Origin of the sequence: Streptomyces anandii JCM 4720, assembly GCF_014650655.1 — a bacterium.
Classification (GTDB): domain Bacteria; phylum Actinomycetota; class Actinomycetes; order Streptomycetales; family Streptomycetaceae; genus Streptomyces; species Streptomyces anandii.
On record NZ_BMVJ01000004.1, the window covers coordinates 57,307 to 75,806 of the forward strand.

At 74.9% G+C, this 18,500-nt stretch carries 16 protein-coding genes and 1 pseudogene; 6 read left to right on the forward strand and 11 right to left on the reverse strand.

Features of this window, described 5'->3' with window-relative positions; translation table 11 throughout:
- Window positions 1-172: 172 nt before the first annotated feature.
- Window positions 173-2,620, forward strand: a complete 2,448-nt coding sequence (locus tag IE249_RS08920) for a SpoIIE family protein phosphatase (RefSeq protein WP_189704241.1) — start codon at window positions 173-175, stop codon at window positions 2,618-2,620.
- 223 nt (window positions 2,621-2,843) lie between these two features.
- On the opposite strand, the gene IE249_RS08925 is transcribed toward IE249_RS08920, so the two are convergent.
- The 3 genes from IE249_RS08925 to IE249_RS08935 all read right to left on the reverse strand — a co-directional run bounded on the left by IE249_RS08925 (window position 2,844) and on the right by IE249_RS08935 (window position 5,209).
- Window positions 2,844-3,335: a flavin reductase family protein gene (locus IE249_RS08925; RefSeq protein WP_189704242.1), complete on the reverse strand. Its 492-nt coding sequence runs from the start codon at window positions 3,333-3,335 to the stop codon at window positions 2,844-2,846.
- Window positions 3,336-3,432: 97 nt separating this feature from the next.
- Window positions 3,433-4,287: a peptidoglycan-binding domain-containing protein gene (locus IE249_RS08930; RefSeq protein ID WP_229857887.1), complete on the reverse strand. Its 855-nt coding sequence runs from the start codon at window positions 4,285-4,287 to the stop codon at window positions 3,433-3,435.
- 73 nt (window positions 4,288-4,360) lie between these two features.
- Window positions 4,361-5,209 (reverse strand): ATP-grasp domain-containing protein, encoded by an 849-nt coding sequence (locus IE249_RS08935; RefSeq protein WP_189704243.1) that lies wholly within the window; start codon window positions 5,207-5,209, stop codon window positions 4,361-4,363.
- A gap of 158 nt (window positions 5,210-5,367) precedes the next feature.
- On the opposite strand from IE249_RS08935, the gene IE249_RS08940 reads away from it, so the two are divergent.
- Both IE249_RS08940 and IE249_RS08945 read left to right on the forward strand, forming a co-directional pair.
- On the forward strand, window positions 5,368-6,153 hold the full coding sequence (locus IE249_RS08940) for a TetR family transcriptional regulator (protein WP_189704244.1): 786 nt from the start codon (window positions 5,368-5,370) through the stop codon (window positions 6,151-6,153).
- A gap of 145 nt (window positions 6,154-6,298) precedes the next feature.
- Entirely contained in the window at window positions 6,299-6,712 is a 414-nt protein-coding gene (locus IE249_RS08945) for a Zn-ribbon domain-containing OB-fold protein (protein WP_229857888.1), read from the forward strand.
- Window positions 6,713-7,112: 400 nt separating this feature from the next.
- Here IE249_RS08945 and IE249_RS36700 read toward each other — a convergent pair.
- Window positions 7,113-8,075, reverse strand: a pseudogene (locus IE249_RS36700) (glycosyltransferase 87 family protein); the annotation flags it as partial.
- A gap of 276 nt (window positions 8,076-8,351) precedes the next feature.
- Here IE249_RS36700 and IE249_RS08955 point away from each other — a divergent pair.
- Window positions 8,352-11,180: a hypothetical protein gene (locus tag IE249_RS08955; RefSeq protein ID WP_189704246.1), complete on the forward strand. Its 2,829-nt coding sequence runs from the start codon at window positions 8,352-8,354 to the stop codon at window positions 11,178-11,180.
- 73 nt (window positions 11,181-11,253) lie between these two features.
- Here the strand turns inward: IE249_RS08955 and IE249_RS08960 are convergent, their stop codons facing one another.
- Together IE249_RS08960 and IE249_RS08965 are read right to left on the reverse strand one after the other, a co-directional pair.
- Window positions 11,254-12,006, reverse strand: coding sequence for a type 1 glutamine amidotransferase domain-containing protein (locus tag IE249_RS08960; protein WP_189704247.1), 753 nt, complete (start codon window positions 12,004-12,006; stop codon window positions 11,254-11,256).
- A 39-nt stretch (window positions 12,007-12,045) separates the two neighbouring features.
- Window positions 12,046-13,224, reverse strand: coding sequence for a MalY/PatB family protein (locus IE249_RS08965; RefSeq protein WP_189704248.1), 1,179 nt, complete (start codon window positions 13,222-13,224; stop codon window positions 12,046-12,048).
- Window positions 13,225-13,418: 194 nt separating this feature from the next.
- Here IE249_RS08965 and IE249_RS08970 point away from each other — a divergent pair, with 194 nt between their 5' ends.
- Window positions 13,419-14,813, forward strand: a complete 1,395-nt coding sequence (locus tag IE249_RS08970) for a S1 family peptidase (RefSeq protein WP_189704249.1) — start codon at window positions 13,419-13,421, stop codon at window positions 14,811-14,813.
- A gap of 135 nt (window positions 14,814-14,948) precedes the next feature.
- On the opposite strand, the gene IE249_RS08975 is transcribed toward IE249_RS08970, so the two are convergent.
- From IE249_RS08975 to IE249_RS08985, 3 genes are all read right to left on the reverse strand, one after another.
- On the reverse strand, window positions 14,949-15,134 hold the full coding sequence (locus IE249_RS08975) for a hypothetical protein (RefSeq protein WP_189704544.1): 186 nt from the start codon (window positions 15,132-15,134) through the stop codon (window positions 14,949-14,951).
- Between the two features lie 144 nt (window positions 15,135-15,278).
- Complete coding sequence (locus IE249_RS08980) at window positions 15,279-15,974, reverse strand: L,D-transpeptidase family protein (RefSeq protein WP_189704250.1); 696 nt, start codon at window positions 15,972-15,974, stop codon at window positions 15,279-15,281.
- Between the two features lie 113 nt (window positions 15,975-16,087).
- A complete protein-coding gene (locus IE249_RS08985) occupies window positions 16,088-16,876 on the reverse strand; it encodes an SDR family NAD(P)-dependent oxidoreductase (RefSeq protein ID WP_189704251.1) in 789 nt (262 codons plus the stop codon).
- A gap of 51 nt (window positions 16,877-16,927) precedes the next feature.
- Here IE249_RS08985 and IE249_RS08990 point away from each other — a divergent pair, with 51 nt between their 5' ends.
- Entirely contained in the window at window positions 16,928-17,500 is a 573-nt protein-coding gene (locus tag IE249_RS08990) for a hypothetical protein (protein WP_189704252.1), read from the forward strand.
- Between the two features lie 14 nt (window positions 17,501-17,514).
- Here IE249_RS08990 and IE249_RS08995 read toward each other — a convergent pair whose 3' ends face one another.
- Together IE249_RS08995 and IE249_RS36705 are read right to left on the reverse strand one after the other, a co-directional pair.
- Complete coding sequence (locus IE249_RS08995; RefSeq protein WP_189704253.1) at window positions 17,515-18,144, reverse strand: MBL fold metallo-hydrolase; 630 nt, start codon at window positions 18,142-18,144, stop codon at window positions 17,515-17,517.
- A partial coding sequence (locus IE249_RS36705; RefSeq protein ID WP_229857891.1) for a zinc-binding dehydrogenase occupies window positions 18,144-18,500 on the reverse strand: 357 nt, incomplete at its 5' end. The genes IE249_RS36705 and IE249_RS08995, both read right to left, overlap by 1 nt.

Genomic DNA, 18,500 nt, shown 5'->3' on the forward strand with positions numbered 1-18,500 from the left:
CCGGCACGCCCCGGACGGATGGGGGTGCCCGGACGGATACGGACTCCTCCGGACGGATTCGGGCCGCACCGGTTGAGATCCGGGCCGCACTGGTCGAATACGGGCCGCACTGGTCGGATACGGGCCGCGATGCTCGGATCCGGGCCGCCGAGCCGGTGATCGGACCGGCCCGATGTGCGATGCTCGTCGCGTGAGCAGGGAGCCCGCCGTACCCGCGGAGCCCGGTGCCGCGCCCGACATCGCGGCGCTGGCCCGGGTGGTGGCCAGGCAGCGCGCGGAGATGGACCGGCTGCGGGATCTCGCGGCGACCTCCGCCGTGCTGGAGCGCGCCAAGGGCGTGCTGATGGCGCTCACCGGCTGTTCCCCTGAGGCCGCGCACGAGGAGCTGCTCCAGCGCGCCAGGGCCGCGCACCGCACCCTCATGGAGGAGTGCTGGATCACCCTGGGCACCCTGGTGCCCCCGCTGTCCCCCGGCCTCGACGAAGCCGGCGCGGAGAGCCGTGCGCCCTCCCCCACACCTCCGGGCGGCGGCGCGGACGCGGAGAAGACCGGCGGGCCGGCGGTCACCGACGCGGCCGTGCTCGCCGCGCTCGGGCTGGCGCTGGCCCGCGTCGGGACGCCGCGGGACCTCGCCCGCTGTCTGCACGAGCACCTCTCCAAGGCCGTGGGCGCCGACGCGGTGATGCTCTACCACCGGCAGCCCGCGGGCGGGCTCGAGCTGATCGGGCACCGGGGCGTGGACGACACGCTCGCCGCCCAGTGGCGCCACGTGCCGCCGCTCAGCGGCGTCGCCGCGCTCGACGCGCTCGCCGCCCGCGAGGAACTCTGGCTGGAGGACCCCGAGGCGGACGCCAAGCGGTACCTGCTGATCGGGGAGGGCGCCGGGGACCCGGCCGGGCGGTGGGCCTCCCGCGCCTGGCTGCCCGTGGTCACCGCGGGCTCGGCGGACGTCGTCATCGGCGTACTGCGCACCCGCCCGGGGCCGTTCACGCCGGGCTCGCGCGAACTGCTGCGCAACGTCGCCCAGTTGTGCGCGGGCCGGCTGCGCGCCTTCCTCGCCCGCCCCGAACCCCTCGTGGACGGCACGGCGGACGTCCTGCAGGCCGCGTTCGAGGCGCTGCCGGGCATCAGCGTGCTGCTCACCCCGCTGCGGTCGCCCGCCGGCGAGGTCGAGGACTACCGCATAGACGCCGCCACCCCGCAGACCGTCGACGCGGTCGGACGCAGCGGACGCCGACTGGTCGGGCTGCGCCTGCTGGAGTGCTGGCCCGCCATCGCCGAGGAGCCGCTGTGGCAGGGCTGGCTCGGCACGCTCACCACCGGGGAGCCCTTCGAGGGGGAGCCGTTCGCCCGGCAGGAACTGGTCGCCGGAACCCCGGAGTTGTCGACGTACTCGGTGCGCGCCGCCCGCTTCGGTGAGGGGCTGGTGGTCACCTGGCTGCGCCAGGACTCCTCGGACCGGCAGGAACAGCGGCTGGCGGACCTGCAGCGCCTGGGCCGGCTCGGCTGGGCCACCTGGAACCTGGTCACGCACGAGGCGGCCTGGTCCTCCCACGTCTACGCCCTGTGCGGGCGGGACCCCGCGCGCGGTCCGGTCCGCCTCGAGGAACTGCCCGACCTCGCCGTGCCCGAGGACGGCCCCGCGCTGGCCCGCGCGGTGACCGAACTGCTCGGCGAGGGCAAGCCGTTCGACGTCCCCTTCCGGGTCAGGACACCGTCCGGCCTGCGGCATCTGCGCGCCGTCGCCGAGAGCGTCCCCGACGCCGAGGGCGTCCCCGCCCAGGTGCACGGCTTCCTCCAGGACCTCACCGCGCAGCGCAGCGCCGAACTGGCCCTCTTCGAGAGTGAACAGGCGGTGCTGACGCAGCACGGGCTGCTGCAGGCCGAGCGGACGCTGGCGGGCCGGCTGCAGCACGCGCTGCTGCCCCTGCCGCGCCGGCCCGTACGGCTGGCCGGGCTGCACGTGGATCTGGCGTATCTGCCCGCGCAGTCCGGCATCCATGTGGGCGGTGACTGGTACAGCGCGGTCGAACTGCCCGGCGGAGACGCGCTGTTCGTGGTCGGGGACGTCGCCGGGCACGGCCTCGACGCGGTCGCCACCATGGCCCAGCTGCGCTTCACCGCCAAGGGCATGATCTTCACCGGCTCGTCGCTGACCGGGGCGCTCACCCGGCTCAACACCCTGCTGCTGCACTCCCGGGACAGCCACGGCACCGCGACCATGGTGCTGGCCCGCTACAAGCCCGCCCAGCGCCTGCTGATCTGGGCCCAGGCGGGCCATCCGCCCCCACTGCTGCTGCACAAGGGCGAGCCCCGCTATCTCGAACGTCCCCGGGGCGTGCTGCTGGGGGCGACCCAGACCCCGGTGTTCGAGGAGGCCGAGTGCCGGCTGGAGCCCGGTGACCGCCTGCTGCTCTACACCGACGGCCTGGTGGAACGGCCCGGCGAGCCCATCGAGGTGGGCCTGGAGCGACTGGCCGGCGCCGCCTCCGCCCGGACGACGGCCCGAGGGCCCGACGCCCCCGGCTCCCTCGGCCCACTGCTCGCGGCCATGCTGCCGGGCGAGCGCCGGGACGACGTATGCGTCCTCGACGTCCGAGTGCCACCCCTTCCGGGGTAGACACGGGGGACGACGAGATCGGTGCGCCGTCGACCGGGGCCCCGCCCGTCTGCCGGCGGGGGGACATCTCGCCGGCCATCCTTCGGTCGGCCGGGACCTTACTGACCAGCCGCCGGCTGGGCGGCACGCCCCGTCGGTCGGCCGGCCGGCAGGCGCGCCCGGCCGGCCGGCTGAGGGCGGCTCGGCGGTTTGTCGGGGGCGGGGCGGTCAGGTGGGGGCGTTGTCAGTCGGCGGGGTGTCCTGCCTCGATGTCGAGGGTGTCGGCCAGCCGCAGCAGCGGGGCGTCGAGGTCGGCGCGGGTGCCCGACTCCACGGGGTCGAGCAGGAAGGCCACGTGGTCGCCGCCGTCGGTGCGCGTCACGATCCGGCCGACGAACCACGCCGCCGCGTCGTCGAGCACGACGGCCCCGCCGGCCCGCGACGTGCAGCGGACCTCCGCGAACTTGTCCACCCCCTCGTCGCCGGTCCGGCCACCGAACAGGGCCGCGAGGGCGTGCTGTTCGCGGGTGAGCACGTGCACGGCGAGCCGGTCGGCGCGCTCGGCCACCCGGAACGTCCGGTTCGCCTTGGACAGCCAGACCGCGAACCTCGGCGGATCGATGGAGCACTGCGAGGCGAACCCCACCAGGCAGCCGGCCCGCTCGCCGCCCGCCTCGGCCGTCACCACGAACATGTCGGGGTTCAGCCGGCCCATGAACACGTCCACGCCCTGCATGCCCGCACCGCTCCGTCCGCCGTCACCATTCCGGCCGGCTCTCACCGGCCCCACCAGCTCAGCACATCCGGCCCCCGGGTGCCCGTTTCCCGCGTCGTCAGCCGCCGCCGTACCCGGCGGTGCCCGCGGTGGCGCGGGACTCCAGGGAGCGCCGGGTGTCGTTGCCGTAGACGCCGGTCTCGTCGCCGCTGATGCCGTACCACAGCTGGTAGCGGGCCACGGCCTCCCGCAGGGTGGCGTCGTACCGGCCACTGGTGGAGCCGCCGCGGTAGACGTCCGGGACGTTGAGGAGGCGCTGCTGGAGTTCGGTGACCTCGGGTCCGCTGTCGCCCTCGCGCAGGGTGCCGGGGCCGTCGGGGTCGGAGGCGCCCGCACCGGAGGCGGTGGGGGCGGGAGCCGGGGTGGACGCGGGGGCCGCTGAGGCGCTCGGGGACGGCTGGTGGGTGCCTGCGTCGGCCACCGTACTGGCCTCTCCCCTGCCGGGCAGCAGGAGGGCGCCGCCGAACCCGCCCAGCGCGGCGGCGGCCACGGCGAGCGCGACGGCCGCCCGGCGCAGTCCGCGCCCGGGGACGTCCGGCGAGGATGAGGAAGGCGGGGACGGGGGCACGGGGGCGCCTCCGCGACGGCCGCCCGGGCCGGACGTCCACGGTTCCCCGGCGGCCCCCGGGCCCGGCTGCCGCCTGCGCGGTGGACGCGACGGGCCGCGCGGCGCGGAGGACGGCACCGGAGGCACGGGCGCGGCGGGCGGCACCGGCGGCAGTTCCTCGGTCGCGTCCTGGCCGCCGCCGGGGCCACCGCCGTGACCGGTGTCCTGGCCGCCGTCGAGGCCGTTCCTTTCCCGGAACTCCCTCATCAGCTCCGCGAGCGCGTCCGTCCGCCGGGGCCGTATGACACGGACCGGTTCGATGGGCGGCCCGCCGTTCGGCTCCTCGCGTCCGGGTGGTGTCGACACGGTGCGCTCCTTCCGTCCCTGCCTGCTGCCGGCCCCATCCCGAGGAGAGATACGTGCCGGCCGCCCCGCCGGTTCAGGGAGCCGACCGCTGCGCCGCCGCGGCGAGGAAGCGGTGCAGCGAGGCCTTCAGCGTGGCGACGAAGGCGTCCCGGCCCGCGTCGTCGAGGGCGTCCAGGGACAGGTACGGGTTGAGGTCCTCCAGTTCGACCAGCAGCAGCCCGCCGTCCGGTGCGCGGCAGGCGTCGACCCGCTGGATGCCGTGGTCGAGGCCGTTCCAGTCGATGAAGCGCCGGGCGAACTCCAGATCCGCGCAGGTGGGTTCGTACGGCCGCAGCAGCCAGCGCCGCTCGGGGTCGGGGGCATGCAGGGCGTACTGGAAGTCGTGGTCGACGAAGTAGAAGGAGACCTCGTAGGCGAAGGCGATGTGCGGTTGGACGAGGACGGTGCCGTCGGCCAGGGCGGGCAGCTCCCCGGCGGTGACGGTGCGCAGGCCTATGGAGTCGGCGCCCAGCTTGGGCTTGACCACATAGCGGTCGGCGCCGGGCAGCAGGTGCAGGTCCTCGGGCCGGTCGACGGTGGGGATGACCGGGTACCCGGCGGCGGTGAGGTCGAGCAGGTACTGCTTTCCGGCCATGTCACCGCGGCCGTCGAGCGGGTTGTAGACGGGGGTCGAGCGGGCCAGCGCCCGGCTGCGGAAGTCGTCGTAGGCATCCTGGTGGGCGAGGACGGGTCCGCTGTTGCGGACGACGACCGCGTCGAAGGCGTCCATCAGCGCGGCCGCGTCCCGGGGGTGGCACAGGGCGAGGGTGAAGTCCTCGCGCAGGCGCGCGGTCAGCGCGATGTCCTCGTCGCCGTAGCGGCGGCCGCGCGCGGGGTACGCCGGGTCGGTGACGTAGAGGATGCGGGGGCGGGCGGACGGCATGCGCGGGCTCCTGAGCGGCGGGGACGGCGGGACGGGCGGGCCGGGACGGCGGAGAAAGGTTACTTCGCCCGGCCCTCGGCCCGGCGGGTGCACTCAGTTCCCTCGAAACGCTGCACTGAGTGCCATGAGAGCGTGCCGGGGATGCTACGTTCCCGTCCATGAGCTCCAGCAGCACCGCGCCCCGCCGCGGCGGGAAGGCCGAGGCGGCGGCCGCGAAGCCGCCCATGCGGGACGCCCTGGTGGCGGCGGCGTTCCGGCTGTTCCTGGAGCGCGGGTACGAACAGACCACCGTGGACGACATCGTGGCGCTGGCCGGGGTCGGACGGCGGTCGTTCTTCCGCTACTTCCCCTCCAAGGAGGACGTGGTCTTCCCCGACCACGAACGCTGCCTGGCCGACATGACGGCCTTCCTCGCCGCCGGGAGCGACGACGACGAGCCCGTGCGGCGGGTGTGCGACGCGGCCCGGCTGGTGCTCGGGATGTACGCGGAGAACCCGGCCTTCTCCGTGCAGCGCTACCGGCTCACCAAGCGGGTGCCGGGCCTGCGGGCGTACGAGCTGTCGGTGGTCTGGCGCTACGAGCGCGCCCTCGCCGAGTATCTGCGCGAGCGCTTCGCCGGGCGGCGCGACGGGACGCTGCAGGCCGACGTGATCGCCGCGGCCGTGGTCGCCGCGCACAACAACGCCCTGCGTTCCTGGCTGCGTTCAAACGGCGAGGGCGACGCCGGCGCGACCGTGGACCACGCCCTCGGATTCGTCCAGGCGGCCTTCGGTCATGCGCCCGCGGGACCCGGCGGACGCCGGTCCGGAGCCGACGCCGAGGTGCGGGGGAAGGCGGCCGCGGAGGACGTGGTGGTCGTCGTGGCGCGGCGCGGAACGCCGTTGTGGCAGGTGGTGCGCGAGGTCGAGACGGCTCTGGGGCCGGGTGGCTCCGCCCGAAATTAGGGTACGCAGTGCCTCGCAAAGTCTTTACGCATGGCACTCAGTGCCATACTCTGTGGCCGTGCACGGTGGCACGGCGAGCCGCGCACGGCGTGCACGGGTGCCCCGCGCACGCGGGATTTCCGGCCGAGCGCAGGGAGTTGACAGCGTGTACCACCACTCAGGAAACGTCGCTCATCCGGCAGCCGGCTCCGCGACCGGACTGCTCGAGCCCCAGGGCCGCGACCCGGAAGCCCTGTACTACCAGCGCTGCGGCTGGTGCGGGACCGCCATGTACCAGCGGCTGCTGTGTCCGGTCTGCCGGGGCAGCGAACTGCGGACCGAGCGCAGCGAAGGTGTCGGGACCGTCCGCCACTCCACGGTGGTGCACCGCAACACGCCCGCCGCGCGCAACGTCTCGCTGGTGGAGATGAGCGAGGGGTTCATCGTGCGGGGCAGGGTCATGGGCCCGCCCATCGGCATCCACAGCGGGGACCGGGTGCGGCTGTCCACGGCCAAGGACCCGGTGCGCGCCGAGCCGGTCTTCCAGCTGCTCGAGGAGCCGCTGCGCGCCTGGAGCTGACGACGGCCCGGGCCCGGCCCGCGGCATCCGCAACGGACGCCGGGGCGCGCCCACCGCGCCTCCCGGCGCCGCCCTCGGCGTCCTCCGCGTCCCCGGCGCCCACCGCGCCGCCGGGGCCCGCGCCCCCTCCGCCGTGGCACAGGGCCCAGAGGGTCAGCAGGGCGCAGACGGCGTAGACGCATCCGGGCCAGGCCAGCAGCGCCGGGTACGCCTCCGGGGCTCGTACCAGGTGGTCCTCCGCGCGGATGAGCTGCGGCACCAGACGGGCGCCCGCCGCCGACGCCCACGCGGTGAGCGCGAGAAGACCGAGCGCGCGCCGCCCGTGGGGCCCGTGCAGCAGCCGGATCATGGCGGGCACGCACCAGATCCAGTGGTGGCTCCAGGAGATGGGGCACACCAGCAGTCCGTACAACTCCGCGACGACCAGGGCCCCGAGCCGGTCGCCCCGGCGGGCGGTGACCCACAGGCCGTACGCCGCGAGCGCGGTCACCAGCACGCACGCCACCACCCAGGCCACCGTGGCCGTCTGGCCCGTACCGAGCAGTCTGTCGAGCGCTCCGCGCAGGGACTGGTTGCGCACCGACCAATCGGGGCCCATCCGCCGGGTGTCGGTCACCAGGCCCGACCAGTAGCGCGCCGATTCACCCGGGGCGACGCACCAGGCCAGGGCCGTGGCGGCGGCGCCGGTGACGGCGGCCCAGGCCGCCGCACGCCACTGCCGGGTCGCCAGCAGATACAGACCGGCGACCGCCGGGGTCAGTTTCACCGCGGCCGCCAGTCCCACGGCGGCGCCCCGGGCCACGGGCCGGGCGGGCAGCGCCAGGCCCGCCATGACCACGGCGCCGAGCAGCAGGTTGACCTGGCCCTGGTCGAGGGTGTGCCGCACCGGTTCCAGCCAGAGTCCGACGGCCGTCCAGAGCAGGGCGAGGTTCCTGGCCCGGCCGTCCGGCAGGGGTCCGAGCAGCCGTACGGCGCATCCCGCGACGACCAGCAGGGACGCCACGGACAGCGCCTGCCAGAGCACCACCGTGACCGCCCAGGGCAGCCGGGAGGGCGCGAGGAACACCAGGGCGGCGAACGGCGGGTAGGTGAAGGGCAGCGACGGGATGGGCGGCCCGGTGCGCAGCGCGTAGTCGTAGAGGCCGCCGGTCAGCAGGTGGCCCGCGGCCTCGTGGTAGACGCGCAGGTCCAGCGGCCGGGTCGGGTGGGTGACGACGGCCAGGACGTGCAGGGCCACCGACGCGGCCAGGCACCAGCCGGCACCGCCGGTGGGCCACCGTCCGGTCCTTTGGCCCGTGACCCGGATCTCCTCCACCGCACCAGCCCCGTCAGGTCCGCCCACATGCGTCCGCGGTCTCACCACGCGCCGGCCATGCCCCGGCTCGCGTCCGCGAGTTCCGACACGCGCCGGCCAACTCGGCGCGCGTCCGCGGTTCGGAGCCTAGGGCGGTGCGCGCGCCCGCAAGCACCGCCACGCGCGCGGCAGCTGATCCGCCGTCAGCACAGGTTGACTGGCGTGATCACGTCGGCGGCACCGCCGCGCCTCGGCGCACAGGCAACCCACAGCCTTCCTCCCCCATCCTCCGGGGCACCAGAGGCCCCCGGGACCACAGGGGGCGCGTGCTGCGAGGAGGGGACATTGATCCGTGCCCGGCGAACAGGGGTCACCGTGGTGGCGGTGCTCGCCCTGATGGGGGTGGCGCCCGTCGCGGCGCAGGCCCGGCAATCCGGTGGGCCGAGACCGCCGGCCGCTGCGGCCGACCGTCACGGCGGCCTGCCGCCCGGCTGGAGCCTCACCGGCGAGGGGGCCGGCCGGCAGCTGGTGTGGCGCTCGGAGACGCCCGTGCCCATGGGGGACGCGCGCGTCGAGTTCTACGCCGGGGACCGGCTGCTGGGACGGCCCGTGCCCGGCGGCGACGGCCGCACCTTCCGGCTCGGCCTCGACCGGCCCGGACCCGGCCGGGCGGGCGCCCCGGCCCTCACCGGCCTCACCGGCCTGGACGACCTCCGCGGCCTGCAAGTACGCGCCTCGGGCCGGAGGCTGGACGCACCGCCCGCCGCCGCACCGCACGCGCCCGGCAGCCGACTCGCGGCCGGGGCCACACCTCCCGCGTCGCTCCCGGCGAACGGCGTCGACCCCGGCAGGCCCGGCCCGTACCGCACCCTCACCGGTGAGTACACGCTGAACTCGGTGCGCCTGCCCGGGCTCCCGGCACCGGTCGAGATGCGCGCCGTCGTGGTCGCGCCGCGCGGCGCCACCGGACGCCGCCCGCTCGCCCTGTTCCTGCACGGCCGCCACGCCACCTGCTACAAGCCGCACGCCGACAAGGTGACCGGAGACTGGCCCTGCCCGGCCGGCACCCGGCCGATCCCGAGCTACCGCGGCTACCTCCAGGACCAGCGGCTCCTCGCCTCCCAGGGCTATGTGACGGTGTCCATATCGGCCAACGGCGTCAATGGCCAGGACTTCGCGGCCGAGGACGGCGGCGCGCAGGCCCGCTCCTCGCTGGTGCGTCTGCACCTGGCCCGCTGGGCCGGCTGGGCCGCCCACCCGGCCACGGCGCCCGGCGCCGTGCGGAAGGCGCCGCCGGCCGACCTCTCGCGCGTCCTGCTCGTCGGGCACTCGCGCGGCGGCGAGGGCGTCAACCGGGCCGCCATGGACAGCCTCTATCCCCCGCCCGCGGGCCAGGACGCCCTGCACGGCCCGGCCCGCTGGAGCATCAGGGGTACCGTCCTCATAGGGCCCACGGTCTTCGGCCAGAACCCGGTGGCGGACGTGCCCTCCACCACGATCCTGCCCGGCTGCGACGGCGACGTCTCCGACCTCCAGGGCGAGGTCTACGTCGACGGCACGCGCGGCGTCAGCCGGGGCGCCGCGCTGCACAGCGCCGTCTACGTGACCGGCGCCGACCACAACTTCTTCAACACCGAGTGGACCCCGGGCAAGGCCGAGGCGCCCGCCGAGGACGACTTCTACGACGACCCGGACCACCGCGACCCGGTGTGCTCGCCCGGCGCGCGCACCCGGCTGACCGCCGACCAGCAGCACCGGGCCGGCGCCACCTACATCGCCGCGGCGGCCCGGCTGTTCGTCGCCGGGGACGACCGGGTGCGGCCGCTGCTCGACGGGTCCGGCTTCCGGGCGCCCTCGGCGGACCCCGCGCGGGTGCTCACCCACGCCGTGGGCGCCGCGCGCACCGGCGGCTTCCTGCCCGACGGGCCGGTCACGGTGACCGGCGGCAAGCTGTGCTCGGCGGTGGACCCCCGTCCGTCCGTGGCCTGTCTCGGCTCCGGTGCGACCGGCGTCTCGCCGCACTTCGCCCAGTGGGAGACCCCGCGGGAGACCGGCCGCCGCGCCGTGGCGCTGCGCTGGACCACCGCCGGGTCCACGACCCGGATACGCCCCTCGGCGCCCGTCCCGCTGGCCGGCGCCAAGGACCTCGCGCTGCGGGTGTTCGTACCGCCGAACACCACCGGGACCCGGCTGGAGGTGGCCGTCACCGACGCCTCCGGCCGCCGCGCGGTCCTCGGCACGGCCGGGGTGGACGGGCTGCCGGGCAGCGAGCGGACGGCCTCCTACTGGGCGCGCGAGGTGCGCGTACCGCTGACCACCGCCGCCCGCGCCGGCCTCGACCTGCGCCGGGTCGCCGCGCTGGAGCTGACCCCGCGCAGCCGCTCCGGGCAGGCCTGGCTGATGGATGCCTGGGGCTGGCGCCCCGGGACCCCGGCGGTCCGCGCCGCCACGCTGCCCCGCGTGGACATCGGCAGGCTGACGGTCAAGGAGGGCGACTCGGGCGTGCGCACCTACCGGGTGCCGGTACGGGTGTCCGGGCACGGCAGCGGCCAGGTGCGGCTGTACGTCCTGGACCCGCTCACCGGCGCCGGGAAGGACCGGCTGGTGACGGTGCGGCCGGGCGGCCACGACATCGACGTCCCCGTGCGCGTGGCGGGCAACACCCGCTTCGGCTACGACGTTTCCCACGACGTCCTCGTCAAGGCGGTCCACGGCTCCGTGGTCGGCGCCCACCGGGGCGGGGTGACCGTCGAGAACGACGACCCGCGGCCCACGGTCACCGTGACGCCGCTCGCCGCGCGGGTGACCGAGGGGCAGCCGCTGAGGTGGCGGGTGAACCTGTCGGCGGCCGCCGACGTGGACATCTTCGCGCTGTTCGCCGTACGGCCCGTCAGCGGCGGCGCGGAGCTGTCCACCAAGGACGTCGACGCGACCTGGCTGCGGGAGAACACCGGGGAGTCGCCCGACCCGGAACGCCCGCTGTCCTCGATCGAGAACCTCACCCTGGGTGTCTCGGTCCCGGCGGGCCGGCGGAGCGCCGAGGTGACGGTGCCGACGGTCAAGGACTCGGTCAAGGAGCGGCCCGAGTCGGTCCGGTTCCAGCTGGCGGACGACTCCGGCCGGCCCCGCGAAGGCGGCCCGGAGCTGAACGGAACGGTGCTCGACGCCTCGTAGGGCGGGTGCGTACGACGGAAGGCCGGCCGCGCGGACCTGTCACGGTCCGCGCGGGCGGCCTTCCGCAGTCCGACTAGGCTGCGGGCCGGAGGAGTTCCAGGAAGCGGCGGGCGAACAGGTAGGCGTCCCCCGGCCAGCGCGCGGACACGTAGGCGCCGTCCCGGACGGTGAAGGCGTGGGTGTCGTCGGTGGCGGTGCCGCGCCGGGTGAGCTCGCGCGGGCCGCGCGCGAACTGCGCCGCCGGGTCGTCGAGGGCGGCGCGCACCTCGTCCTCCACATAGGCCGGGTAGGTGCGGTAGTAGCGGCCGAGCCGCCAGGCCGTGGTCAAGTAGGCGGTGCGTTCCATGTACTTGGGCAGGCAGGTGGTCCGGCGGCCGGCCAGCAGGCTGCGGCCGGTGGCCGGGTCCCGGGTGCGGGCGAGGACCAGCACGCCGTGGCAGATCGCGCCGACCGGCCGGCCGAGCGCCCAGAAACGGGCGACCTGGCCGCGCAGTTCGCGGGAGCCGAGGTACTGGCGCATGCCGGGCGCGTGCCCGCCGGGCAGGAGCAGCCCGTCGAACGAGGCGACGTCCAGCCCGGACCAGGCCAGGGTGGCGCCGAACTCCGGGGCGTGGGTGAGCTGTTCGTAATAGCGCCTGGGCTCGTCCTCGGCGCCCAGCCGCCCGAGAATCACCCCGGTCAGCAGGCGCGGGTCGGCCTCGGGGCGGGTGCCGGGCCGCTCGGTGGCGAACACGACCTCGTGTCCGGCGTCGGTGAGCGTCCGCCAGGGCACGGCGACCTCGGTGACGTCGAAGTCCCGGTCGGGAAGCGGTATCAGCACGCGCATGCGCCCATCATGTCAGCCGCGCCGAACACCCCCGCGGCGTCAGGCGGTCGCCGTCCTCATGCGGCGCACCGCCTCCGTGAGGATGTCCGGGGAGGTGGCCAGGTTGAGGCGGGCGTGGCCGGCGCCGCCGGTGCCGAAGGGGATGCCGGAGCTGAGGGCGACACGACCGCGGTCGAGGAAGACCTGCGCGGGATCGTCGCCGAGACCCAGGGCGCGGCAGTCCAGCCAGGCGAGGTAGGTGGCCTCGCCGGGGCGGTGGGAGACGGCGGGCAGGTGCTCGGCGAGCAGCCCGGACAGCAGACGCCGGTTGGCGTCCAGCCCGGCGAGGAGCGCGTCCAGCCACGGGACGCCCTCGCGCAGGGCCGCGGTGTGGGCAATGACGCCGAGGTGGCTCGCCCCGTCGGCGACCTCCCCCGGCAGCCGGGCCAGGTCGGCCGCGGCCGCGGCTCCCGCGACGGCGACGGCGGCCTTGACGCCGGGCAGGTTCCAGCCCTTGCTGGCCGACATCAGCGACAGGCCGCGCTCGCCGCCCGGCACACTGAGGTACGGCACGAAGCGCGCGCCCGCGGCGACGAGCGGCGCGTGGATCTCGTCGGCCACGACCCGTACGCCGTACCGGTCGGCGAGCGCGGCCACGGCGGTGAGCTCGCTCTCGGTGTGCACGGTGCCGGTCGGGTTCTGCGGGCTGCACAGCAGGTAGGCGGCGCGCCCGCCGTGGGCGACGGCCGACTCGAAGACCTCGTCCAGCGTGGCGAGGTCCAGGCGGTGGTCCGGGCCGAGCGGGGCCTCGAGGACCTTCCTGTCCATGTGCGTCACGAAGTCGTAGAACGGCGGGTACACCGGCGGGCTGACGACCACCGGGTCCCCGGGCCCGGTCACCAGCTTGAGCATCTCCACGACGCCCAGCATCACGTCGGGCACGAGCGCGGTGCGCTCCACCGCGAGTCCGTTCCAGCCCCACCGCCGCTCCGCGAAGGCGGCGAGGGCCTCGGCGTAGGCGGTGCCCGAGGCGTAGCCGGTGTCCCCGATGGCCAGGGCGTCGGTGACCGCGCGCACCACGGGTTCGGCGAGCGGCACGTCCATCTCGGCGACCCACAGCGGCAGCACGTCGGCCGGGTACGCGCGCCACTTCTCGCTCGTGCGCAGGCGCAGGTCGTCGAGGGTGAGGACGCGGAGGGGATTCGGTTCACCGGACGTGTCGTGCGGGCTCCTGTTCATGGGCTCAACATAGGGCGCGCACGGCGTGACATGGAACGGCGAGGCCGGCGAGCGCCGTACCGTCCGTACCGGCGGCGAAGAAGATCACCCCCGGCTGAACGCGCCCGCGCCCCGCCACGTATGGAGGAGGGGCGCTCAACGACCGGAGGCCCCCGCGGTGTTGAGCGCCGCGTGTTCGGGTTCGGGAGCCACGCATGAGGCACGCACGACGACGGGTCGTTAGGCGAGTGACACGGCTGACGGCCGTCGCGGGACTCCTCCTGGGCGGAGGAATGGTCACGCACGCGGCGATGGCGAGCGAGACTCCCCGCGCCGCCACGACCCTGCGCAGCGCGTCGCAGTCGGCCGGCGGGACCGGCGCCGGGCTGGTGGCGCGCCTCGGCGACGCCCGTACGGCGGGCAGCTGGATCGGCTCCGACGGGCGCCCCGTGGTGGCCGTGACCGACGAGGAGACGGCGCGGGAGGTGCGGCGGGCGGGGGCCGAGCCGAAGCTCGTGCGGCACAGCATGAACGAGCTCAAGGCCGCTACCTCGACCCTGCGCGCGGCCCCCCGGGTGGCCGGCACGGCGTGGGTGATGGACTACCGCACCAACCGGGTCACCGTGGAGGCCGACAGCACGGTCTCCGCCGGCGACTGGGCCCGGATGACACGCGTCGCCGACGGCATCGGCGGCGGTTTCGTGCACATGCGGCGGACCCAGGGCCGGTTCACCACGCGGCTCAACGGCGCGCAGCCCATCCTGTCGACCGGCGGGCGCTGCTCGGCCGGCTTCAACGTGACCAACGGGCAGAGCGACTTCATCCTGACCGCCGGGCACTGCGGGCCCGCCGGGTCCATCTGGTTCGCGGACAGCCAGGGCAACCAGCAGCTGGGCAAGACGGTGAGCAGCACCTTCCCGAGCAACGACTTCTCGCTGGTGCAGTACAACTCCGGCCGCGCCGGGCAGGGCGCCGACGTGGTGGCGATCGGCGGCGGCAACGGCGTACGGATCACGGGGGCCGGGGACGCGAGCGTGGGGCAGCGGGTGTTCCGCAGCGGCAGCACGAGCGGGCTGCACGACGGCGAGGTGACCGGGCTGAACGCCACGGTCAACTACCCCGAGGGCACCGTCACCGGCCTGATCCAGACGACGGTGTGCGCCGAGCCGGGCGACAGCGGCGGCCCGCTGTTCTCGGAGGGGATCGCGCTGGGTGTGACCTCGGGTGGCAGCGGCGACTGCACGACGGGCGGCACGACGTTCTTCCAGCCGGTGACCAAGGCGCTGACCGCGCTGGGCGTGAGGCTGATCGTGTCGGCGCCGCAGAAGGGCGCGGGCGCGGCCCAGGGCGCGGCTCCCTCCGGCGCGCCGTCCGGCGCGGCCACCCACAGCGCCATCGCGCCCGGCGGCGCCTCGCCGGGCTCCTCGGCGCCCGTGACGGGCGGCACGGAGGGCGCCACGCTGCTGGCCCGGCTGTCCGACCCGCGCAGCGTGGGCCCCGGGCTGCTGATCATCGGCGGCAGCCTGATCGCGCTGGTCGCCACCCGGTGGATCCGCTCGGAGCAGGACCGCAAGGCCTACCAGCGGTACTACTCCGCCACGTGGGGCTGAGGGCGGCCGGGGAGGAAGCCGGAAGACGAAGCCGGGAGAGGAAGACGAGGAGAAAAGACGAGATGGGCACCCATTCGCTCATGGGTGCCCGGGACGGTGGTCCGATCGCCGGCGGTGGCCGGTGAGGAGGGGCGGTCAGGCCGCCTGGGCCGGGTCCGGAGCGGCCGCGGCCCACTCCATCACGAGTCGCTGGTAGATCTCGCGCTGCTCGGTGGTCAGTGTCCCGCCCGACCGGCGCCACAGGGCCCGGATCTCCTCGTTGACCTCCGCGGCCGATCGCTCGGAAACGGGTTCAACAGTGGTGGACATGCCGTGAAGCATATGCCGACCGACGTGAAGGCGCTGTGAATAAGTACGAGCGATACGGACATATCGGACCGTGTTGCTCATCACGTCAATTCCGCGCCGCTGATCAGGCACTTCGCCCTCCGGCAGGGCCGCCACGGGGGTTCCCCTCCCTTCGGCTCAGGTGCCCGGCTTGCGCCCGTACACGAACACGTCGTCGCCCTTCTTCAGCAGCGACCAGTACTTCTTCGCGTCCGTCGTCGTCATGTTCACGCAGCCGTGCGAGCCCGGCGGGTTCCACATGCTCAGGCCCACCGAGTGGAAGGCCTGGCCGCCGTCGAAGAACTGGCTGTAGGGCATCGGCACGTTGTAGATCGTGGAGACGTGGTCGATGTCACGCCAGTAGATCTTCTTCAGCCCGGTACGGGTCTCGTAGCCGTCGCGTCCGGTGCGCACCGGCACGGGGCCGTAGACCAGGCGCTTGCCGTCCTGGATCCAGCTGAGCTGGAGGGTCAGGTTCACACACGCTGTCCGGCCCTTGTTGACGGGGCACTTGCCGTCCTTGTTGGGGTTCTTGCCCACGGCCTTCTGCTTGTTCATGAGGTCCATCACGCCCCAGGTGACGGGCCCGGCGTACCCGATGGCGGGTGTGATGCCGTGCTTGTTCTGGAAGGCCCGGATGGCCTTGCAGTCGGCGGCCGACTGCCGTCCGTCGACCGGCCGGCCGAGGAACTTCTCCACCTGTTTCTGGTACGGCCCCGTCCGCGTCGTGCAACTGGCGGCCTGCGCCGGGGTCGCCCCCAGCGCGACCGTGAGCGGCGTCACCAGACCCGCCACTCCCAGTACGACCGCTCCCCGCCTGCCCACATGTGCCATTGCGGCCCCTCCCCGTTCGTCGCGCCACCGCGCTGTCCGACTCCTAGACACTTGCCGGGGCGCGCCGGTTGTAAAGCACGGCGGGCCGAGACGAAGTGGTGACAATCGGGGGCTCAGGCGTCCTGGACCGCCGCGTTGAAGCCGGCGTGGACGGCCGTGAGGCCGCCGTCCACGGTGAGGGTGGTGCCGGTGATCCAGGCCGCGTCGCGGGAGGCGAGGAAGGCCACCGCGGCGGCGATGTCCCCGGGCTCACCGACCCGGCCGAGGGGATACAGCTCACGGATCCGGTCGAGCTCGGCCTCCCGCCCCTCCCACGCCGAGGTGCGGACCGTGCCCGGCATCACCAGGTTGACGCGCACGCCCCGGGCGGCGGCGTGCCCGGCGAGGGTGCGGGTGAGGGAGGCGAGGCCCGCCTTGGCGGCGCTGTAGGCGTGGTTGCCGAAGTCCTGTACGGCGTTGACGGAGCCGATGCTGACGATCGCGCCGCGCCCCGAGGCGGCGAGGTGGGGCAGCGCCGCCCGGCAGCAGCGCCGGGCGCCGGTCAGGGTGACGTCCAGGTCGCGGGCCCACGTCTCGTCCTGGTCGTCCTCGAACAGCGGGGTGTCGGGCGTGCAGTGCGCGGCGCAGTTGACCAGGACGTCGAGCGAGCCGAACGCCTCGGCCGCGTGCGCGACGGCGGCCTCGACCGACGCCCGGTCGGCCACGTCCAGCCGGTGCGCCCCGGCCGCCAGACCGGCGTCCCCAAGCGCCGCGGCCGTCCTCTGCGCCTGTTCCCCGTCCACGTCGGTGACCATGACCCGCGCGCCCTCCGCCGCGAGCCTGCGGGCGGTGGCGGCGCCGATGCCGCGTCCCGCGCCGGTGACGAGAACCCCGTACCCCTCGAAGCGCCTGATCTCCGTCATGCGCCAGAACCTACTTGCCGGTGCGCTCCGCGGGGCGGATAACGTGCGCGCATGTCCGCGTTCTGGCAGCAAGTCCCCGCCCTCCTCGGCGTCGTGATCGGCGCGCTCGGCTCGTACCTGGCCGTCGTGCGCAGCGACCGGGCCCGCTTCCAGCGGGAGCGCACGGCCCGCTGGGAGGAGCGGCGGCTCGCCGTGTACGCCGACTACGCGCGCACGCTGAAGCAGTCGGTCACGCTGGCCTACCGGGTCGCCGCCCACCTCGGCAACGACCCGCATCCACATCCCCTGACCCCCGCGGAGGCCGGGCCGCTGCTGGCGCAGGCCTCCCTCGCCCGGGACCCGTCCGGGGAGGCCCTGATCATGCTGGGCAGCCCCGAGGTGGTGGAGAGAGCCCGGGCCTGGGTCGTGGTGGCACTGGAAATGGAGGCCTTCCTCCGCGAGGAACGCCGGGACCCGGAGGCCTGGCAGTCCCTCCTGGCCCGCCAGCGCGCGGCACGCGCCGACTACTACGCCGCCGTGCGCGAGGACCTGGCCCTCCCCCCGGGCCACACGGCCCGCTGGTCCCTGCCTGCCCCCTCGGCGACACCGGCGACGTCCCCAGGGCCGGGCGAGCCGGCGCCCTGAACGACGCCGTCGGGTCAGTGGCCGCGGGCGATCCAGTCCTGGAGGTGGGGGGCCTCGGCGCCGATGGTGGTGGGGTCGCCGTGGCCGGTGAGGACCTTCGTCTCGGGCGGCAGCGTCAGGAGACGGTCGCGGATCGAGTCGATGATCGTCGGGAAGTGGGAGTACGAGCGCCCGGTGGCACCGGGGCCGCCCTGGAAGAGGGTGTCGCCGGTGAAGACCGCGCCGAGGCCCGGGTCGTACAGGCAGACGGCTCCCGGCGCGTGGCCGGGGGTGTGGATGACCGTCAGGTCGGCGCCCGCCGCCTCGATCACCTGGCCGTCGGCGAGGTGCTCGTCGGGGTCGCGGCCCGGATGGGTCATCTTCCACAGCGGCAGGTCGTCGGGGTGCAGCCAGATCGTGGCGCCGGTCAGGTCCGCGAGGGCGGGCGCGGCGTTGATGTGGTCGTTGTGGGCGTGGGTGCACACGATGGCGGTGAGCCGGCGGTCGCCCACGGCCGCGGCGATGGCCCGGGCGTCGTGCGCGGCGTCGATGACGACGGCCTCGTGGTCGTCGCCGATGATCCACACGTTGTTGTCCACGTCCCAGGAGCCGCCGTCGAGCGTGAACTGCCCGGAGGTGACGAGGCGTTCGATGCGGGCGGCCATCACAGCACCACCACCGAGCGCAGCACGTCGCCGTGGTGCATCCGCTCGAACGCCTTCTCCACCTCGTCGAGTTGGATGGTCTCGCTGACGAACTTGTCCAGCGGCAGGCGGCCTTGCAGATGCAGGTCGACAAGCATCGGGAAGTCCCGGGAGGGCAGGCAGTCGCCGTACCAGCTGGACTTGAGCGCGCCGCCGCGGCCGAAGACGTCCAGCAGCGGCAGTTCCAGCTTCATCTCCGGGGTCGGCACGCCGACCAGGACGACCGTGCCGGCCAGGTCTCGGGCGTAGAACGCCTGCTTGTACGTCTCGGGGCGGCCCACCGCCTCGATGACGACGTCGGCGCCGAAGCCGCCGGT

Excerpts from the sequence above, each read along its gene's own strand:
- IE249_RS08975 (WP_189704544.1), bottom strand. The coding sequence starts at position 15,134 with ATGCTTCACGGCATGTCCACCACTGTTGAACCCGTTTCCGAGCGATCG.
- IE249_RS08985 (WP_189704251.1), bottom strand. The coding sequence starts at position 16,876 with ATGACGGAGATCAGGCGCTTCGAGGGGTACGGGGTTCTCGTCACCGGC.
- IE249_RS08940 (WP_189704244.1), top strand. The coding sequence starts at position 5,368 with ATGAGCTCCAGCAGCACCGCGCCCCGCCGCGGCGGGAAGGCCGAGGCG.
- IE249_RS08960 (WP_189704247.1), bottom strand. The coding sequence starts at position 12,006 with ATGCGCGTGCTGATACCGCTTCCCGACCGGGACTTCGACGTCACCGAG.
- IE249_RS08925 (WP_189704242.1), bottom strand. The coding sequence starts at position 3,335 with ATGCAGGGCGTGGACGTGTTCATGGGCCGGCTGAACCCCGACATGTTC.
- IE249_RS08965 (WP_189704248.1), bottom strand. The coding sequence starts at position 13,224 with ATGAACAGGAGCCCGCACGACACGTCCGGTGAACCGAATCCCCTCCGC.
- IE249_RS08995 (WP_189704253.1), bottom strand. The coding sequence starts at position 18,144 with ATGGCCGCCCGCATCGAACGCCTCGTCACCTCCGGGCAGTTCACGCTC.
- IE249_RS08990 (WP_189704252.1), top strand. The coding sequence starts at position 16,928 with ATGTCCGCGTTCTGGCAGCAAGTCCCCGCCCTCCTCGGCGTCGTGATC.
- IE249_RS08980 (WP_189704250.1), bottom strand. The coding sequence starts at position 15,974 with ATGGCACATGTGGGCAGGCGGGGAGCGGTCGTACTGGGAGTGGCGGGT.
- IE249_RS08920 (WP_189704241.1), top strand. The coding sequence starts at position 173 with ATGTGCGATGCTCGTCGCGTGAGCAGGGAGCCCGCCGTACCCGCGGAG.
- IE249_RS08970 (WP_189704249.1), top strand. The coding sequence starts at position 13,419 with ATGAGGCACGCACGACGACGGGTCGTTAGGCGAGTGACACGGCTGACG.
- IE249_RS08935 (WP_189704243.1), bottom strand. The coding sequence starts at position 5,209 with ATGCCGTCCGCCCGCCCCCGCATCCTCTACGTCACCGACCCGGCGTAC.